Below are 19499 nucleotides of genomic sequence, written 5' to 3'. Positions count from 1 at the left end.
GAGACAGACCGAGAGGCACTGAAATGAAGCGATAAAGAAAAATAAAAAAGTTGTTGACAAACGACAAAAGATGTGATAATCTATTAAAGCTGTCGCTTGAGACAACAAAACAAAGAACATTGATAACTAAACAATAGACAACAGATCCTTGAAAATTTCTTTAAGAGAAAATTTTTTAAGAACGGTTTATAACAAACCAAAACAACAGTAAAAGGATAGATTAGCTAGAGTTAATCTTGACTAGAACAAACACTTTTAACGAGAGTTTGATCCTGGCTCAGGATGAACGCTGGCGGCGTGCTTAACACATGCAAGTCGAGCGAAGCACTTTACTTGGATTTCTTCGGAATGACGAGTATTGTGACTGAGCGGCGGACGGGTGAGTAACGCGTGGGTAACCTGCCTCATACAGGGGGATAACAGTTAGAAATGACTGCTAATACCGCATAAGACCACAGCACCGCATGGTGCAGGGGTAAAAACTCCGGTGGTATGAGATGGACCCGCGTCTGATTAGCTAGTTGGTGGGGTAACGGCCTACCAAGGCGACGATCAGTAGCCGGCCTGAGAGGGCGACCGGCCACATTGGGACTGAGACACGGCCCAAACTCCTACGGGAGGCAGCAGTGGGGAATATTGCACAATGGGGGAAACCCTGATGCAGCGACGCCGCGTGAAGGAAGAAGTATTTCGGTATGTAAACTTCTATCAGCAGGGAAGAAAATGACGGTACCTGACTAAGAAGCCCCGGCTAACTACGTGCCAGCAGCCGCGGTAATACGTAGGGGGCAAGCGTTATCCGGATTTACTGGGTGTAAAGGGAGCGTAGACGGAGAGGCAAGTCTGATGTGAAAACCCGGGGCTCAACCCCGGGACTGCATTGGAAACTGTTTTTCTAGAGTGTCGGAGAGGTAAGCGGAATTCCTAGTGTAGCGGTGAAATGCGTAGATATTAGGAGGAACACCAGTGGCGAAGGCGGCTTACTGGACGATGACTGACGTTGAGGCTCGAAAGCGTGGGGAGCAAACAGGATTAGATACCCTGGTAGTCCACGCCGTAAACGATGACTACTAGGTGTCGGGTGGCAAAGCCATTCGGTGCCGCAGCAAACGCAATAAGTAGTCCACCTGGGGAGTACGTTCGCAAGAATGAAACTCAAAGGAATTGACGGGGACCCGCACAAGCGGTGGAGCATGTGGTTTAATTCGAAGCAACGCGAAGAACCTTACCTGCTCTTGACATCCCGGTGACCGCTCCGTAATGGGAGCTTTTCTTCGGAACACCGGAGACAGGTGGTGCATGGTTGTCGTCAGCTCGTGTCGTGAGATGTTGGGTTAAGTCCCGCAACGAGCGCAACCCCTATCTTCAGTAGCCAGCGGTTTGGCCGGGCACTCTGGAGAGACTGCCAGGGATAACCTGGAGGAAGGTGGGGATGACGTCAAATCATCATGCCCCTTATGAGCAGGGCTACACACGTGCTACAATGGCGTAAACAAAGGGAGGCAAACTCGCGAGGGTAAGCAAATCCCAAAAATAACGTCTCAGTTCGGATTGTAGTCTGCAACTCGACTACATGAAGCTGGAATCGCTAGTAATCGCGAATCAGAATGTCGCGGTGAATACGTTCCCGGGTCTTGTACACACCGCCCGTCACACCATGGGAGTCAGTAACGCCCGAAGTCAGTGACCCAACCGTAAGGAGGGAGCTGCCGAAGGTGGGACCGATAACTGGGGTGAAGTCGTAACAAGGTAGCCGTATCGGAAGGTGCGGCTGGATCACCTCCTTTCTAAGGAAGAAAAAAGTAAAGAGTCGTTGTCTATTGTTTAGTTATCAAGAAACAACTTGATAATGAAACCTTTTGGTGGCGATGCGTTTAGGGGTAACACCCGTTCTCATCCCGAACACGATGGTTAAGACCTAAACGGCCGATGGTACTGCACTGGGGACGGTGTGGGAGAGTAGGTGGCCGCCAAATCTATAAAGAAAAAAGACGGAACCGCCGTCGAGAGAATTCAATATAGATACAGGCAAGGATGAGCAACAACTTATCAACGCCAACCCCATCAGCAGGGCAGTGCTGTTTGAATAACTGGTTTTACCAGTGATTAGAGAGTTGAAAAAGATTTCAGTTTTCTAATGACTGATAAATGTCAGTCAGAGAAATGAATAGATGCGAAGCTCTAAGACCAGAGGTCTTATCGCTCATGGCATTACATGCCAATGCATCGAAAATCATTTATGCTTAGACAAGCGAGCTTGTCACACATAATTGTTTTCGATACGCTCGCATCTTTGTGTACCTTGAAAATTGCATACAAAGAAATATAGATGATAAGATTAAAAATATCTAATCAAGACATCCGAGGTAATGTTAACAAACATTAACTAAAGTCTGAAGAAAACAGACTTAAAAGAAATTGACCTATTACCAACGCATACACGCTAGTATGTGTCGATGAGAAACCAACCCGTGTTTCTTGTCTGTTGGTTATGCTGATAAGAGCGTATGGTGGATGCCTTGGCACTAAGAGCCGATGAAAGACGTGATAAGCTGCGAAAAGCTTCGGGGAGGAGCAAATATCCATTGATCCGGAGATTTCTGAATGGGGAAACCTACTTGAGCAAACCTCAAGTATCCTAACGCCAATCCATAACGTTAGGAAGGGAACCCGGTGAACTGAAACATCTAAGTAGCCGGAGGAAGAGAAAACAACATGTGATTCTGTGAGTAGCGGCGAGCGAAAGCGGAAGAGCCCAAACCGGAGTGCGTGCACTCCGGGGTTCGGACCGTATAATTGATTCAATGAGTCTAGCAGAATGGTTTTGGGAAAGCCAGCCAGAGAGGGTGAAAGCCCCGTAAGCGAAAGACGAGTTGACATGGCGGTATCCAGAGTACCACGAGACACGAGAAACCTTGTGGGAATGAGCGGGGACCACCCCGTAAGGCTAAATACTTCTTAGTGACCGATAGCGCATAGTACTGTGAAGGAAAGGTGAAAAGGACCCCGGGAGGGGAGTGAAAGAGAACCTGAAACCATATGTTTACAAGCTGTGGAACATCTTTATATGATGAACCGCGTACTTTTTGTAGAACGGTCCGGCGAGTTACGCTGGCTGGCGAGGTTAAGCACTGAAGGTGTGGAGCCGAAGGGAAACCAAGTCTGAATAGGGCGTGAAGTCAGTCAGAGTAGACCCGAAACCGGGTGATCTATCCATGTCCAGGTTGAAGTTGCCGTAAAAGGCAATGGAGGACCGAACCCACATCCGTTGAAAAGGGTGGGGATGAGGTGTGGATAGGGGAGAAATTCCAATCGAACCCGGAGATAGCTGGTTCTCCTCGAAATAGCTTTAGGGCTAGCCTCATACGAGTCTTGCGGAGGTAGAGCACTGAATTCTTAAGGGGGCGTCAAAGCTTACTAAGAGATATCAAACTCCGAATGCCGCGTAGATGATGTATGGGAGTCAGACTGCACGAGATAAGTTGGGTAGTCAAAAGGGAAAGAGCCCAGACCTACAGCTAAGGTCCCAAAATGTGTGTTAAGTGGAAAAGGATGTGGGATTTCGAAGACAACTAGGATGTTGGCTCAGAAGCAGCCATCCATTAAAAGAGTGCGTAATAGCTCACTAGTCGAGAGGTCCTGCGCCGAAAATGTCCGGGGCTGAAACACACTACCGAAGCTTAGGAATTAACGAATGTTAATTGGTAGAGGAGCATTCTTAAAGAGACGAAGCTGTACCGAAAGGAGCAGTGGATTTTTAAGAAGAGAGAATGCCGGAATGAGTAGCGAGAGGAAGGTGAGAATCCTTCCGGCCGAATATCTAAGGTTTCCAGCGTAAAGCTGATCTGCGCTGGGTAAGTCGGGGCCTAAGGCGAGGTCGAAAGACGTAGTCGATGGATAACAGGTTGAAATTCCTGTACTATGATATAACAGAACTGTGGGGACGCAGGGAGAGAGCGCGAGCCGGGAACGGAAAGCCCGGCGCAAGCGAGGTACCGGTCTGTCAGGAAAATCCGGCAGGCAACGGGAAGACGTGATGCGGACCGAAAAAGAGTAGGGAAGAGCGTGAGCTAACTGCCAAGAAAAGCCGCTATTGTTTATATCATACCCGTACCGTAAACCGACACAGGTGGATGAGGAGAGAATCCTAAGGCCGACGGGAGAAGCATTGTTAAGGAACTCGGCAAAATGACTCCGTAACTTCGGGAGAAGGAGTGCCATGCGAATGGCCGCAGAGAATTGGCCCAAGCAACTGTTTAGCAAAAACACAGGTCTATGCAAAACCGAAAGGTGAGGTATATGGGCTGACGCCTGCCCGGTGCTGGAAGGTTAAGGGGAGAGGTTAGCGCAAGCGAAGCTTTGAACTTAAGCCCCAGTAAACGGCGGCCGTAACTATAACGGTCCTAAGGTAGCGAAATTCCTTGTCGGGTAAGTTCCGACCCGCACGAAAGGCGTAATGATTTGGGCACTGTCTCAACAATGCACCCGGTGAAATTGAAATACCAGTGAAGATGCTGGTTACCTGCGCCAGGACGGAAAGACCCCATGGAGCTTTACTCCAGCTTGATACTGGGATTCGATATTGCATGTACAGGATAGGTGGGAGACTAGGAGACGGTAACGCCAGTTGCCGTGGAGTCGATGTTGGGATACCACCCTTGCAGTATTGGGTTTCTAACCAGCAGCCGTGATCCGGCTGGGGGACAATGTCAGGTGGGGAGTTTGACTGGGGCGGTCGCCTCCGAAAGGGTATCGGAGGCGCTCAAAGGTTCCCTCAGAATGGTTGGAAACCATTCGAAGAGTGCAAAGGCAGAAGGGAGCTTGACTGCGACACCGACGGGTGGAGCAGGTACGAAAGTAGGACTTAGTGATCCGGTGGTATAAAGTGGGATTGCCATCGCTCAACGGATAAAAGCTACCCTGGGGATAACAGGCTTATCACTCCCAAGAGTTCACATCGACGGAGTGGTTTGGCACCTCGATGTCGGCTCATCGCATCCTGGGGCTGAAGTAGGTCCCAAGGGTTGGGCTGTTCGCCCATTAAAGCGGTACGCGAGCTGGGTTCAGAACGTCGTGAGACAGTTCGGTCCCTATCCGGCGTGGGCGTAGGATATTTGAGAGGAGCTGTCCTTAGTACGAGAGGACCGGGATGGACTGGCCGCTGGTGTACCTGTTGCATCGCCAGATGCATGGCAGGGTAGCCAAGCCGGGAAGGGATAAACGCTGAAGGCATCTAAGCGTGAAGCCCCCCTCAAGATAAGATATCCCATAACGTCAAGTTAGTAAGACCCCTTGAAGACGACGAGGTAGATAGGGCAGAGGTGGAAGTGTGGTAACACATGGAGCTGACTGTTACTAATAGGTCGAGGGCATAACCAGAACAGGTGATAGGAACAAGATGGATGAAAAAAACTTTGTATGCAGTTTTGAAGGTACATGTGAAATAAAAATGTTGAATGACAGTTTTGGTTGTTCAGCATTTTTTTGTATACTAAAAGATAAGAAAAGGTATAAGTGATTAAAATTGTACTTAGGAAAAAACTTGTATTTCATATGAAAATAACGTACAATAAATTCGACAATTTAATAATGAAGGTTATTTGAAGAAGGAGACAACACATGAAAAGAAGAGTGACAAGTATTCTTTTAGTGTTCACAATGGCTGTTTCTATTGCACTGACAGGTTGTTCAGGTGATAAGAAAGAGACCAAGTCGAAGACGGAGAATGAACTTTCAGGAAAACCAGTCGAAGGGGGAACCATCAAAGTAGGTATATCCCAGGATTTAGACAGTCTTGACCCACATACGGCAGTATCGGCAGGAACGAAAGAGGTTTTATTCAATATTTACGAAGGTCTGGTAAAACCAGACAGTGACGGAAATTTAGTAGAAGCTGTAGCAAGCAGTTATGAAATTTCAGATGATGCAAAGAAATATACATTTACTTTGCGTGATGGTGTGAAATTTCATAATGGTAATGAAGTTACAGTGGATGATGTAAAATATTCGATCGATCGATGCGCCGATACTTCTAATGGAGGTCCATTAGTATCGGCGTATTCTATTATTGACAGTGTAAATATTCTGGATGATAAGACTGTTGAGGTTTGTCTGACAGAACCAAACACAGAATTTCTGGCATATATGACAACAGCAATCGTGCCGAAGGATTCTGCTGATACACTGGCAACAAATCCAGTAGGAACAGGTCCGTTCAAATATGTATCCCGCAATCCGCAGGAAAATATTATCCTTGAGAAAAATGAAGATTATTGGGGCGAAAAAGCACATTTGGATAAAGTGGAATTTAAGATTGTTGCAGATGCAGATATGTTGATAACAAACTTAAAGGGAGGTTCCATTGATATGGTCATGCGTTTGACAACAAGCCAGGCAGCAGAATTGAAAGATGGATTCCATATTGAAGAAGGAACAATGAACCTTGTACAGGCATTGTATTTGAATAATGCTGTAGAGCCTTTGAATAATGAAAAAGTCAGACAGGCTCTTTGTTATGCAATCAATCCGGATGAAATCATGGATATGATGGCAGATGGAAAAGGTGTTCGTGTGGGTACAAGCATGTATCCGGGTCTGAAGAAATATTTTGACGACAAGTATACAAATTACTATGAGCAGGACTATGATAAGGCAAAGAAACTGCTTAAAGAAGCAGGATATCCGGATGGATTTGATCTCGAAATCACAGTAAGCTCAGCAGATCAGCCACATGTGGATACAGCACAGATCATCCAGGAAGAACTCAAGAATATTGGTGTTAATGTGACAATCAAACCGGTAGAGTGGGAAGTATGGCTGGAGGATGTATATTCAAACAAAAATTACCAGTCAACAGTTGTCGGAGTAGATGCATCAGCACTGACAGCAAGAGCAATGCTGGAAAGATTTACAACAGACGGTCATGGAAACTTTATTAATTTCAGCGATAAAGAATATGATGAAGTATTCAAGAAAGCAATCGCAGAGACAGATGATACAAAGCAGACAGAGTTGTATAAAGAGCTGGAAGGAATTTTGGCAGAGCGTGCAGCAAATGTATATATTCAGGATTTGGTAAATCTGGTAGCAATCAGTGATAAATTTGATGGTTACAAGTTTTATCCATTATATGTGCAGGATATGTCTACAATGTATGCTGTAGAATAATATGTCATGCACAGAATGACATGCATTTCACAGTAAGAATGACATGCATTTCACAGTAAGAATGACAAGGACATTTTAGATAAAAAAAGAAAGTAAATCTGGCAAAAACAGATTGCCGGATGTTATATCAGGAGGGTAAGTATGAAATACGTAATCAAAAAAATTACAGGTCTTATAATCGCATTATTAATTGTCAGTATGCTTGCCTTCCTTGCTTTTGAAATCATTCCGGGAGATCCGGCCAGAACAATTCTCGGGACAGAGGCAACAGAGAGTAAGGTCCAGGCATTGCGGGAGGAGATGGGATTAAACCGTCCTTTGCCGCAACGATATGGACAATGGGTGACAGATTTCTTAAAAGGTGATATGGGAACATCATATTATTATCAGGAGCCTGTCTCGAAAATGATTGGAGATAAAATACCGATCACTATAGCAATGACAGTGATCGCATTTGTATTCATTTTGTTATTGACAGTACCAGTTAGTTTGCTCAGCGTTCGGTATGAAAATCGATTTATTGATCGCTTTTTCCTAATATTTAATCAGATCACAATGTCGATACCTCCATTCTTTATAGGGATTATATTTACGGTGTTATTTGGTTTGATATTTCACTTTTTTACACCGGGAGATTATATTTCTTATACAGAAAGCGTGAGTGATTTTATTGGATATTTAATATTACCATCTTTGGCAATCGCATTGCCAAAGGCTGCAATGACAATAAAAATGTTTCGGAATTCTTTAATCACAGAAATGCATCAGGATTATGTAAGAACAGCATTTAGTAGAGGAAACAGTCCGGGGCGAGTACTGATTTGTCATGCCTTTCGAAATGGAATCCTTCCGGTTATTACATTTTTAGGAGTAGCAATTGCAGATATTATTGCAAATAGCATTGTAATAGAGCAGGTGTTTGGGATTCCGGGAATGGGGAGAACACTGATCTCATCTATTTCTAAGAGAGATTATCCTGTAGTAGAAGCGATTATTGTACTGATTGCAGTAGTGATACTTGTTATTAATATGATTACAGATTTAATGTACAAGGTACTGGATAAGAGAATTGAGATATAAATATGAAGAAAATAAGTTTGAAAAAGAAAAGACAACAGAATATATCACACAATTATGCAACAGGTCTGGCAATCACAATAGTGATGTTTGTTCTTATTTTGATTGGCATGTTATGGACGCCATACGATCCGGATGCGATGCAAGGATCATTAAAATTGCAGGGACCGAGCCTGTTACACTGGTTCGGGACAGATCAATTTGGAAGAGATGTGTTGAGCCGTGTCTTAAGCGGGGCAGGAAGTACATTACTAATTGCCTTAGGAACCATTATAATCGGTGGCGGAGCAGGGATTATTATAGGAGCTGCGACAGGTTATTTTGGCGGCTGGTTTGACGAGGCATTAATGAGGATTAATGATGCAGTTGCAGCATTTCCAAGTGTATTACTTGCACTTGTGATAATCAGTATTGCAGGGACAGGAAAATATAAAGTTATGATTGCACTTGGGATTGCATTTATCCCAAGTTTTGCACGTGTAGTAAGAGGCGAATATATGCGGCTTCGTGAAGCTGATTATGTGATCAGTGCAAAATTAATCGGCGTAAAGACACCACGGATTTTGTTTGTACACATACTGCCTAATATTTTGCCGGCACTATTATCAGCGATAGCAATAGGATTTAATAATGCAGTCTTAGCAGAAGCAGGGCTTAGTTATCTGGGAATCGGAGTACAGCCACCAGATGCTTCACTTGGAAGAATGTTGTCAGAATCACAGACTTATTTGGCAAGTGGTCCGTGGTGTGCAATTTTTCCAGGACTATTTTTAGTATTACTTGTTCTTGGAGTCGGATTGTTAGGAGAAGGGATTCTAGATCAATTTGGAGGTGGAAGATAATGCTGAAAGTAGAAAATCTTACCATTCGTTTCGAAGATCGGGAAGCAGGACAGGAAGTGGTAAAGGGAATTTCTTTTTCCGTAAAGGAAGGGGAAATACTTGGGATTGTCGGAGAATCTGGTTCAGGGAAAACAATGACAGCTCTGACTGTGATGGGATTGTTAAAAAAACATGCATTTCTGGATAGCGGAAACATTTATCTGGAAAATCTGGATTTGCTGCAATTAAATGAAAAACAGATGAGAACGGTTCAGGGAAATGATATTAGTATGATATTTCAGGAGCCAATGACCTCTTTAAATCCAACGATGAAAATAGGGAGACAGGTGGAAGAGGCATTGAAGCTGCACACCAATATGTCCAAAAAAGAAAGACAGGAAAAAGTATTAAAAGCATTGGAAGATGTGGAACTGGAAAATCCTGAATTATTGATAAAAAAATATCCATATGAATTATCGGGCGGTATGCGTCAGAGAGTGATGATCGCAGCTGCAATCGTGTGCCGACCAAAGTTGTTGATTGCAGATGAACCGACAACTGCATTAGATGTAAATACGCAGGAAAGTATTTTGAAGTTGATGAAGAAGTTAAATCAAAAATACAAGATGAGTATTTTATTCATTTCACATAATTTACGTGTAGTAAATGAAATTTGTTCGCGAGTGGTCGTAATGAAAAATGGAGAAATCGTAGAAGAGGGAGAAACAGAAGAAATATTTAAAAACCCACAATATGAATATACAAAGCAGTTGATAGAAGCAATTCCTACGCGTGTACAAAAGAGAAAAATAGTGCTGAAATAGAAAAATAATGTTACATATAGTAGAAAATGCATATAAATGGAGGAGGAAATAGGATGCAAGATAAAGTATTGGAATTGAGTAACGTGAATGCCTATTATAAAGATGGTAAAGTGCGAAAACAGATTCTAAATGATATTTCCTTCACGTTATATGAAGGTGAGATAGTCGGACTCGTAGGAGAAAGCGGAAGCGGAAAGACGACATTATGTAAATGTATTCTCGGGTTGCTGAAGGATTACGAAGGGAATATCATGCATTATACAAATCGGCCACAGATGGTTTTTCAAGATCCGTTTAGTTCATTGAATCCAAGAAAAACGATAGGCTGGATTTTAGAAGAACCTTTGAAAATACAAGGAAAAAGGTCAAAAGAAGAGCGAAGAAAAAAAGCAGAAGAAATGCTGGAGTTGGTGCATTTGCCGAAAGAATTTTACAGCAGATATCCAAGAGAATTAAGTGGCGGTCAGAGACAGCGTGTTAGCATTGCCCTGGCATTGATAACCGGGACGAAGTTTGTTCTGGCAGATGAACCTCTTTCCGCATTAGATGTAACTGTGCAGGCACAAATTATACAACTGTTGAAGGAGTTGCAGGAAAAAGAACGGATTAGTTATTTGTTTGTATCACACGATTTGGATGTGGTGGACATGATATGTGATCGTGTGCTGTATCTTAAGGATGGTGTCGTGAGGGAAATCTGTTAAAATATGCACCATTTTATAAATCAGAAAAGTAGATTTAACCTCTGATAAATAGCGTATGGACTAAAATCCTTCTTTTTGGAATAGATAATCCATAAAATGCTGGCGTGCTGATTTGCTAAGTTCACGACTGACGCCAATCTTATTTCCGTTATTCATAAGAAACATCGTTCCGTCGAAGTCAACTGCATGTTCCATGTTAATGATTGTCCCTCTGTTGCAGATAAAGAAGCGGGAATCCTCTATTAACGGAGCTGTAAATGTTCCAAAAGACTGTCGGATGACAAGTTCTTTTCCAGTTGTTGTAAAAATGCGGATCATATGAGAAAAATGTTCTGCGTAAATAATTGTCTTGAACGGCACCTGAAGGTCGCTTCCGTTTATTTTCAGCTCAAGTATTTTCTCAGGAGCCGGAATCCGGGATAAAATTTCATCGAACAAAGAAATAAGATCCTCTTCACTATACGGCTTTACAAGATAGTGCATAGCACGGACTTGAAAACCTTCCAGCGCGTGATCTCGTGATGTGGTAGTAAAAATTAACATACAGTCTTTATTGAATTTTCTAAAATTCCTTGCAATCTCAATTCCGTTTATACCATCCATATAAATATCCAGAAATAAAACTGTGAAGTTCTGATTTTTTGAAGCTTTAAGAAATGCCTCTCCGTTCTCATATTCACAGAAATGAAATTCTATATTTTTCTGAAGTAAAATCTTTTCTAATCGTTTTCGTAGCAGAATACGTTCTTCTGCAATATCATCAACAATAGCAATTGTCATACGAAATCCTCCCCAAATTTGTATCTGTTTAGAGCAGATACGAAAATCTTGACATAATGCTAGTATACCACAGAATAACGACTCGTGCCATTTTCTGACAATTCGTGCCAACAATATTGATAAAAATGGTGTCAAAAATATAATGATAGTAAATATGAATGTCAGAAAGCGAATAATACGGGCAAGGAGGAAAGCTAAATGGAAAAAATAAAAAGAATACTGGCAGTATTTTTGATGGGGATGATGATTTTTACAGAAATTCCGCTTAGCGTAAAAGCAGCGGATTCTAGTGGAAGTATGTCTACAGATATGGAGACGAACAGTGAATTATTTATTACATTGGAAGAAAATACAGGATATCGGTGGAACGTAGATAATATTGCAGAGAAAGGAAATGATGTACATCTGGATACCGGTGAAGGTAATAATTGTCGTTTCCGTTTGGATAAGATAGAAAACGGATGGTATGGAATTAAACATATTAAGGTGAATGGAACTGATCGTTTTGTAGACGTAGAACATGAAAGTACTAAGAGCGGTGCAAAGCTACATTTATGGGAAAGTAGTGATAGCAAAGTGAAAGGAAAAGAACATCGTCAATTTGCATTTTATTATCTCGGAGATGATGTGAACGGAAACAAAAGATATTATATAAAGAATAGAAAAAGTGGAAAATGGATTGGCTACGAAGGAAAACTAAACAATAATAATCCAAATATCATTCAGACAGAAGAAAAAGACAGAAAGGTCTGGATAGTCACAAAATCAGTAGTTCCGCTTACCGGAAAAGAAACTCAGGTTTTAACAGAAGGAGACACCACAGCAGTTTGTGAAATCCACAAGGCAGGAGCATTGGAAGCAATCAACAGACAAGGGAATACATCATTGCCTGGAGAATTGGTACTTTTTAAAAAGATGGGAATCGCCAGTAAATGGAAACTAGTCTGGTATCCGGAGTATCATGCATATCGGATTGAAGCAATTTCAGATGGAGAGGGAGATACAAGGTATGCTCTGGATATTATGGGAGAATCAGGGCGAAACAATACTCCGGTCAATATTTGGGATAAAGAAAGTTTCGATAGAAACCAGAACACCAGTCAATTATGGCGTTTCTTTAGACAGAATGATGGAACATATAAAATCCAGAATGCCCGAAACGGTATGTATATAAACGGGCAAACCTACAATGATGTGTTGCTTTGTCCTACAGCGTCACTTGTAGACTTGTCAATTCTGGAAGGAAGCAATAGTGAGACACAATATAATTACGCAGACGAATGGATGGCAGAAATCCCGGATGATGCGCTGCTTTCATCAGTGAACATTCCGGCAACACATGACTCAGGAACTGCTGCGGTTTTTCAGGATGCCCTTCCTTATATTTCTATGACCTCTTGTCAGTATCTTTATTATAGTGAACAGTTAAATGTAGGGGCACGAAGCTTCGACATTCGAGGAAATGCAAAAAAAGATGATGCATCAGCACAAGATGTCATGATTATACATGGTGGGGATAGGATACAGTGTGAAGATAAATATGGAAATGATCTTACATTGAAGGATATTTTTGATACGAGTCTTGGATTTTTGCAAAAACACCCAAGCGAAACAATCATTCTTACAGTAAAACCGGATGATGGTTCCGTTGTTGGACTGGAACATGCAGTTGCTGAATTTATAAAAAACAATGCAGAGCATGTTTATACTGGCGGAAATATTCCATCAATGAAAGAAGCTCGTGGAAAAATTGTATTTATGCGAAGATTTGAGCTGAGTCAGAGCTATTCAGAGGACTGGCTTGTACGTGCGATGGGACTGAATATTACAAATTGGGATGAAGTCAGTTATAGAGATTATAAATATGCATACAAAAGATATGATGATGGTATTAATCATGTCTATATCCAGGATGCCTATAATACTTATGAAGGCCTGCTCGCTTCTGTAAAATGGGATTACATATTAGGAACGATGCAACAGACGACAGAACAGGATAAAAGTCATCCGATAGACTATAATTCATGGGTATTTAATTATACCTCTTGTGCACGTGGATTTCCTTTGGAGCTGACAAAAGAAATTAATCCGAGATTATTTGAGGATAAAGACAACTGTATTGACAGCAGATATCTTGGAATGATGATGTTGAATTTTATTAATGAGCCTATGTCCAGATTAATTTATGAGACAAACTTTGGTATGAAGTTTGAGCCAAAGCTTCCAATACCGGAAATAGAAGTAGAATGTGGACAGACACTGGCAGAAGCAACCTTGAAAGGCATAGAAGGTGCTCCGGCCGGAAAATGGTTATTCAAAGATGCAGATCATGTTGTGACAGATGAGGAAGTAGCAAATCAGACGAAATTTGAACTTATCTTTCAACCAACAGATAATAAAACATATAAAAATGTTACGATGCAGGTTCCGGTAAAAACAGTGAAGAAAACAGAAGTAATCACAGCATATATCGGATGCGAAGAGATTTCTTATGGGGAAATACCTAAGATGGCGTACGCAATTGTACCGGCAGAAACTATAAAAGCAGAGGAACTAGAAACATTGTTTGCAAATGTTACTAATGAAATGAAGGTTCAGGAAACAGGTCAGTCATTAAATGAAGTGATTGACGAGGGAATTTATAAAATTGATTGTCCAGAGACAGTAGGTGGTTTCAAAGTAAAGTGGATTCATTTGAAAGAACATGATCTGGTTGTCAATCCGGTGAGCGTAACAGCGTCAGAAAATACTGTGTTGGAAAACAGTTCAGTAACAGAGAATGCGGTGGAAAGTGGTTCAGTAGCAGGGAATATAGAAGAAAACGGTTCGGGAGTAAGTGTCGCAGAAGAAAGTAGTGCGGTAGCCGGAAGTAGTATACAGAGGATAGTGGTTCGTGCTGATAAGAAAGCAAAAATGTACGGAGAAAAATTGACAGCTGCAGATCTCACATTTACAATCAGTGCTTCAGAAGAAGCAAAGCTTCTTCCGGGAGATACAATGGACAGTCTGGGATTAACTTTGAAAGCAACGACAATTGAACCTGAAAATATTCTCAGTGGAAGCACGACAGATAAAGATGGGGATGAAATTTTAGATATATATGGTGATGTAGGGAAATATCTTATTCAGAAAGACAATGCAACAAACACAAATTATGATGTAGTAGTTATTCCGGCATTTTTGAATGTATCTCCAAAAGAAGCTGTTCTAGTATGGAATGCTGAAACTCAGTATACATATACAGGAAATGCATGTGGAATAGAGGCAAGGGTTAAATCTGACAGTCTTCTGGGAAATGATAGTTGTGAGATAAAAAAACTGTTAAATGCAGAATGTACAGAAGTAGGAAAATACAAAGCAGTTGCAATAGGTGTGACAAATGCGAATTACATTCTTTCAGGAACAAGTGGGATACATGTGTGGGAATACGAGATTTTGCAGGCCGATCCAAGCGTAACATTTCCTGATATAACGGTGACATATGGAGACAGTTTAAAGAAAGCAACACTTTCCGGTCAGTCAGGAGAAGGTGAGTTTAGGTTTGCTGATGATACAGTAGTACTTACAGTGGCAGAGAATCAGAGTGGACATGAGATGATTTTTACACCATCTAATCCGAATTATAAAACGGTTACGTCAACGCTTCCGGTAACAGTCCAGCCAAGGAAACTTGTGATTAGACCGGATCGTGCGGAAAAGGAATATGGAAAGACAATCTCAGAATATACGTGGTCAATTATAGACGGAAATCTGGCGGGAGAAGATCAGACAGAGGATCTTGACATTGAGGTTACATTGACAGCTGGAGATGGAGAAAAGGAAAACTGCAAAGTAGGTTCCTATAATATAGTAGAAAAAACTCCGCTGGCAGCAGGCAATGCAAATTACGCAGTGTCTTTAACACCGGGAACACTGCGCATCCAGCCAAAACCATTAGGCGTTGCATGGAATACAGATGGAACTGTGGTATATACAGGAAAAGAAGCAAATGTATCAGCAGAATTTACAGGTGTATTGTTTAAGGATGATTGTAAAGCAGTTGTAGAAGGTGGAAATGCAGTGAAGCCAGGAAAATACACAGCTAATATTGTCAGAATGACTGGCGAACAGAGTGATAATTATGTTCTCAAAGGAGAAGACTCGGAATATCAGATGGAATACCAGATTGTGAAGAAAGAAGAAATGAAGCAGCAAGATACGAAAAAGCCTGATACAAAAGGAACAACAACAGGTAAACCAGTGAAAAAAGTAAAGACAGGAGATACCTTTAGCTGGATATGGATTATTACAATGGCAGGGTCACTTGTTGTGATAGGTGGAGTAGGTTATTTTATAAAAAGAAAAAGGAAGTAATTGCTATTTAGTTCACGACGGACTCTAAGCAAGAAAAGACTGTGCACTCCTGCTCAACTTCGTCGGGCAAGCCCGACTCCAATTCGCTGGATTGCATAGTCTTTTTCTTGCTTTGTGGTGTATCGTGATTGAAATAGGTGGAATGATGAAGGATTTACTTTTCTGGCGCCTGATGTATCTATATCATGAGGTTATTTGCTGTCGCAGATGCTTTTTTGACAACTGATGTATCTGCAAGACCTTGATATTCGCTGTTGCAGATGCTCTTTTGGCAGCTGTTGTATCTGCAACTTACTTTTCTTTGAGCTTGCAGATACTTTTCAGCCTGCCTGGCATGTACAATTGCATCTGCATCTTGCCTTTTCTGGGATTTAAAGATACTCCCTTTGCAAATTTTGCATCTACATCCCATATTTTCGATAACGTGAAGATGCTCCTCGTTGAAATTATGCATCCTCAACTTGCCCTTCCTATAACTTGCAGATAACCCCCGCAGAAATTGTGCATCCTCAACTTGCTCTTTCAATGCTTTGCGGATGTTCCCCATCAAAATTTTGCATCTTCAAGCCCCTAGAATCCATTATCGCAGATATCGCCACTCAATATCCTTTGTTGCTATTCACTTCACAACTTGAGCCAATACATTACTTACAAAAAAATGATATAAGAAATTCGAGCGAATATGGAGTGAGCGTTGGAGACACTTAGAGCGTAAATTTTTGTGTTAATGAATTTGAACGAACGTGTTTGAAGCTGCATAGCAGCAAGTTTGAGTTCAAATTCATTTGCTTTTAGCAAAAATTTACGCCCTTATGTGTCACCCGCTCATGGAATCTGAGCAAGAATTCTTATATCAATTTTTTGTAAGGAACGTATTGCCAACTTAATGAACTAAATAGCAAATAAATATCTGACAATAGCGCTTAAAGAGTTGAAAATTCTAACGAAAAAAATATAAAAAAGCTCTTGATTTTTCTGGACAGTCTGATATAATAATCATGTTGCGTGTGACAAATAAGATAAATAAAGATGATGCGGAATGGTGTAATTGGCAGCACAGCAGACTCTGACTCTGTTAGTAGGGGTTCAAGTCCCTTTTCCGTAGCTTAGAATCTGGATTGTCCAGATTCTTTTATTATCGGAGTGTGGCTCAGCTTGGTAGAGCGCTACGTTCGGGACGTAGAGGTCGCGTGTTCGAATCACGTCACTCCGATGTTGTTATAGTATTTCACGAAGTCGATAAGGCTTCGTGATTTTTTTGTTTATAAGCAGATTGGGGTGGATTAACAGCTATCACTTTAAGAAAGTATAGTGTATAATGTCAATAATGAAGAAATAGCATATTTCATAAAAAGGGGAAACCGGCAATGGCAGATATCGCAAACATTTACAAAGCAGATGCATCAAGATATGATTTGATGCAGTACAACCGAGTGGGAAAAAGTGGCTTGAAATTTCCGGCAGTTTCGTTAGGCTTCTGGCATAACTTTGGAAGTAAAGATAATTATGATAACATGAAACAAATGTGTAGAACGGCGTTTGACCTCGGTATTACACAATTTGACCTAGCTAATAATTATGGTCCGGTATACGGAAGTGCAGAGAGTAATTTTGGTCGTTTAATGGAAGAGGATTTTCGGCCATATCGTGATGAGTTGGTGATTACAACCAAGGCAGGATATGATATGTGGGATGGACCTTATGGAAACTGGGGCAGCAGAAAATATTTGATGGCAAGTTTGGATCAAAGTCTGAAACGGATGAAATTAGATTATGTGGATATTTTCTATCACCACAGAATGGATCCTGACACTCCGCTTGAAGAAACAATGCAGGCACTTGCGGATATTGTAAGAAGCGGGAAAGCTTTATATGCGGGCGTTTCTAATTATAATAAAGAGTATACGGAAAAAGCAGTTTCTATATTAAAAGAACTTCATTGTCCATTTATAGTGAATCAAAGAAGATATTCGATGTTTGATCGAACGATTGAAGAGGATGGAGTGAAAAAATATTGCAAAGAAGCTGGGGTTGGGATTATTGCGTTTAGTCCATTGGCTCAGGGAATGCTGACAGATAAATATCTGGAGGGGATTCCGCAAGATAGCAGAATTGCCAGAGATAATCGTTTTTTACACAAAAGTGATTTGACAGAAGAACGTTTGAGGCAAATTGCAGAGTTAAATGAACTGGCAAAACAGAGAGGACAGACACTTGCACAGATGGCTTTGTCCTGGGTATTAAAAGACGATGAGGTATGCTCAGTATTAATCGGCGCATCAAAACCATCACAGATTAAAGAAAATATATCAATTGTTGAGCAGACATCATTTTCAGAGGAAGAATTGAAAATGATTGAGAAAATTTGTGAAAGATAGGAATGTAAAATGAGTGAACAGCCAAAGTGGATGGGAAAGCATTACTCGTTTTTCTGCAATAAAGAATGTGAGTATTTTCCATGTCATAAAACAAATCATCCGGAAGATTTTAATTGTTTATTTTGCTATTGTCCGTTATATACTCTGGGAGATAAATGTGGAGGAAACTTTCGATATACAGAGAGCGGGATTAAAGATTGCACAGAGTGTATGTTGCCTCACAAGAGAGAGAATTATGGTTATATTATAGGTAAATACGGAGAAATCATGGAAAAGGCAAGGAAAACAGATGAAAAGAAATAAAATAGTTTCTAATCAAAAGAGGATTTCAAGAATGTGGATGAAAATTTTGAAAAAAATCAGAAAACCAGAATTAATTTGTGAAAAACTCTTGATTTTATAAAAATACATGATTATACTTATATATGAAATTGAACAAAGAAATTCTTCGGGGTAGGGTGCAAGTCCCAACCGGCGGTATAGTCCGCGACCCACATAAGTGGTTGAACTGGTGACTCATAAGTTTGATGAGAATTCCAGTACCGACAGTAAAGTCTGGATGAGAGAAGAAATTGATGTCATAGAGATAACAAAGCCCCGGATTAGAAAATCCGGGGTTTCTTTTTTGACAACACTTCCAAGAAGACTTTCTTTCTTTTCAAAATCTGTTTGTTTTAAAGGAGAGAAAAAAGATGAGCACAGGTAGTAATATAGCAACAGCAGAAAAAACACAAAAAGTAGGAGTAAGAACGTTGGTTCAGATTGGTATGCTTGCAGCAATCGCAGTGGTATTGATGTTATTTGAGATTCCACTTCCATTTGCACCATCATTTTACAAGATTGATTTCAGCGAAGTTCCGGTAATGGTCGGATGTTTTGTAATGGGACCTTTGGCAGGTGCAGCAATCGAATTTGTTAAAATTCTTTTGAACTTTGTAATCAATGGAACAACTACAGCTGGTGTTGGAGAGGTAGCCAATTTTCTGGTAGGATGTGCATTGTGTGTACCGGCAGGTATTATTTACAAATATAAACGTACAAGAAAGGGCGCATTGCTTGGTATGATAGCTGGAACACTTTTGATGGTTGTTGTAGGAAGTGCAATGAATGCATTTGTATTGCTTCCGGTTTATGCAAAAGCATTTGGAATGCCAATCGATGCATTAGTAGCAATGGGAACTGCAGTTAATTCACACATCACAAGTCTTTCAACATTTGTGTTATTTGCAGTAGCACCATTTAACTTATTAAAAGGTATTTTGGTTTCACTGATTGTGTTATTGATCTACAAAAAAATCAGTCCTATTTTTAAAATGAGATAAGAATATAAAAAATAGTAGTGAAAAGAGGCGTTGGTATGCGTGGAACATACCAAGGTCTCTTTTTCAGTTTCGT

At 41.0% G+C, this 19499-nt stretch carries 10 protein-coding genes, 2 tRNA genes, 3 rRNA genes and 1 riboswitch; of the genes, 14 read left to right on the top strand and 1 reads right to left on the bottom strand.

The genetic code is table 11. From position 1 onward, the window contains the following. The first annotated feature begins 254 nt into the window (after positions 1–254). The 8 genes from H8S40_RS10605 to H8S40_RS10570 all read left to right on the top strand — a co-directional run bounded on the left by H8S40_RS10605 (position 255) and on the right by H8S40_RS10570 (position 10593). Positions 255–1787 (top strand): 16S ribosomal RNA (locus H8S40_RS10605). Positions 1788–1858: 71 nt separating this feature from the next. Beyond that, positions 1859–1976 (top strand): 5S ribosomal RNA (rrf, locus tag H8S40_RS10600). Between the two features lie 511 nt (positions 1977–2487). After that, positions 2488–5379: ribosomal RNA gene (locus H8S40_RS10595) — 23S ribosomal RNA — on the top strand. The 16S, 23S and 5S rRNA genes sit together here, the layout of an rRNA operon. 240 nt (positions 5380–5619) lie before the next feature. Continuing rightward, positions 5620–7167, top strand: coding sequence for an ABC transporter substrate-binding protein (locus H8S40_RS10590; RefSeq protein WP_118725283.1), 1548 nt, complete (start codon positions 5620–5622; stop codon positions 7165–7167). Positions 7168–7308: 141 nt separating this feature from the next. Then, positions 7309–8247 carry an ABC transporter permease gene (locus tag H8S40_RS10585; RefSeq protein WP_022075792.1) on the top strand — a complete coding sequence of 313 codons (939 nt, stop codon included), beginning with the start codon at positions 7309–7311 and terminating at the stop codon, positions 8245–8247. Between the two features lie 2 nt (positions 8248–8249). Further along, positions 8250–9086, top strand: coding sequence for an ABC transporter permease (locus H8S40_RS10580; protein WP_117992142.1), 837 nt, complete (start codon positions 8250–8252; stop codon positions 9084–9086). Then, positions 9086–9889, top strand: a complete 804-nt coding sequence (locus H8S40_RS10575; RefSeq protein WP_186865234.1) for an ATP-binding cassette domain-containing protein — start codon at positions 9086–9088, stop codon at positions 9887–9889. The genes H8S40_RS10580 and H8S40_RS10575 overlap by 1 nt, the downstream gene beginning before the upstream one ends. Positions 9890–9942: 53 nt before the next feature. Continuing rightward, on the top strand, positions 9943–10593 hold the full coding sequence (locus H8S40_RS10570; RefSeq protein ID WP_117992140.1) for an ABC transporter ATP-binding protein: 651 nt from the start codon (positions 9943–9945) through the stop codon (positions 10591–10593). 60 nt (positions 10594–10653) lie between these two features. Here H8S40_RS10570 and H8S40_RS10565 read toward each other — a convergent pair whose 3' ends face one another. Further along, complete coding sequence (locus H8S40_RS10565) at positions 10654–11373, bottom strand: LytR/AlgR family response regulator transcription factor (protein WP_186865233.1); 720 nt, start codon at positions 11371–11373, stop codon at positions 10654–10656. A 198-nt stretch (positions 11374–11571) separates the two neighbouring features. On the opposite strand from H8S40_RS10565, the gene H8S40_RS10560 reads away from it, so the two are divergent. From H8S40_RS10560 to H8S40_RS10530, 6 genes are all read left to right on the top strand, one after another. Continuing rightward, positions 11572–15726, top strand: a complete 4155-nt coding sequence (locus H8S40_RS10560; protein ID WP_186865232.1) for an MBG domain-containing protein — start codon at positions 11572–11574, stop codon at positions 15724–15726. A 1033-nt stretch (positions 15727–16759) separates the two neighbouring features. Continuing rightward, a tRNA-Gln gene (locus H8S40_RS10550) sits at positions 16760–16831 on the top strand. Positions 16832–16865: 34 nt separating this feature from the next. Further along, positions 16866–16939, top strand: a tRNA-Pro gene (locus H8S40_RS10545). A gap of 154 nt (positions 16940–17093) precedes the next feature. Next, positions 17094–18104, top strand: coding sequence for an L-glyceraldehyde 3-phosphate reductase (gene mgrA, locus H8S40_RS10540; RefSeq protein ID WP_186865231.1), 1011 nt, complete (start codon positions 17094–17096; stop codon positions 18102–18104). Between the two features lie 9 nt (positions 18105–18113). Further along, positions 18114–18407, top strand: a complete 294-nt coding sequence (locus H8S40_RS10535; RefSeq protein WP_022075341.1) for a cysteine-rich small domain-containing protein — start codon at positions 18114–18116, stop codon at positions 18405–18407. Between the two features lie 137 nt (positions 18408–18544). Then, positions 18545–18679, top strand: a riboswitch (FMN riboswitch). Positions 18680–18796: 117 nt separating this feature from the next. After that, positions 18797–19426, top strand: a complete 630-nt coding sequence (locus H8S40_RS10530; protein ID WP_186865230.1) for an ECF transporter S component — start codon at positions 18797–18799, stop codon at positions 19424–19426. Positions 19427–19499: the final 73 nt, after the last annotated feature.

Source organism: Ruminococcus hominis, from assembly GCF_014287355.1.
Classification (GTDB): Bacteria; Bacillota; Clostridia; order Lachnospirales; family Lachnospiraceae; genus Schaedlerella; species Schaedlerella hominis.
The sequence above is the reverse complement of the archived record's forward strand: the minus strand, read 5'-3'. Positions and strand labels throughout refer to the sequence as shown.

Excerpts from the sequence above, each read along its gene's own strand:
- H8S40_RS10590 (WP_118725283.1), top strand. The coding sequence starts at position 5,620 with ATGAAAAGAAGAGTGACAAGTATTCTTTTAGTGTTCACAATGGCTGTT.
- H8S40_RS10585 (WP_022075792.1), top strand. The coding sequence starts at position 7,309 with ATGAAATACGTAATCAAAAAAATTACAGGTCTTATAATCGCATTATTA.
- H8S40_RS10580 (WP_117992142.1), top strand. The coding sequence starts at position 8,250 with ATGAAGAAAATAAGTTTGAAAAAGAAAAGACAACAGAATATATCACAC.
- H8S40_RS10575 (WP_186865234.1), top strand. The coding sequence starts at position 9,086 with ATGCTGAAAGTAGAAAATCTTACCATTCGTTTCGAAGATCGGGAAGCA.
- H8S40_RS10570 (WP_117992140.1), top strand. The coding sequence starts at position 9,943 with ATGCAAGATAAAGTATTGGAATTGAGTAACGTGAATGCCTATTATAAA.
- H8S40_RS10565 (WP_186865233.1), bottom strand. The coding sequence starts at position 11,373 with ATGACAATTGCTATTGTTGATGATATTGCAGAAGAACGTATTCTGCTA.
- H8S40_RS10560 (WP_186865232.1), top strand. The coding sequence starts at position 11,572 with ATGGAAAAAATAAAAAGAATACTGGCAGTATTTTTGATGGGGATGATG.
- mgrA (WP_186865231.1), top strand. The coding sequence starts at position 17,094 with ATGGCAGATATCGCAAACATTTACAAAGCAGATGCATCAAGATATGAT.
- H8S40_RS10535 (WP_022075341.1), top strand. The coding sequence starts at position 18,114 with ATGAGTGAACAGCCAAAGTGGATGGGAAAGCATTACTCGTTTTTCTGC.
- H8S40_RS10530 (WP_186865230.1), top strand. The coding sequence starts at position 18,797 with ATGAGCACAGGTAGTAATATAGCAACAGCAGAAAAAACACAAAAAGTA.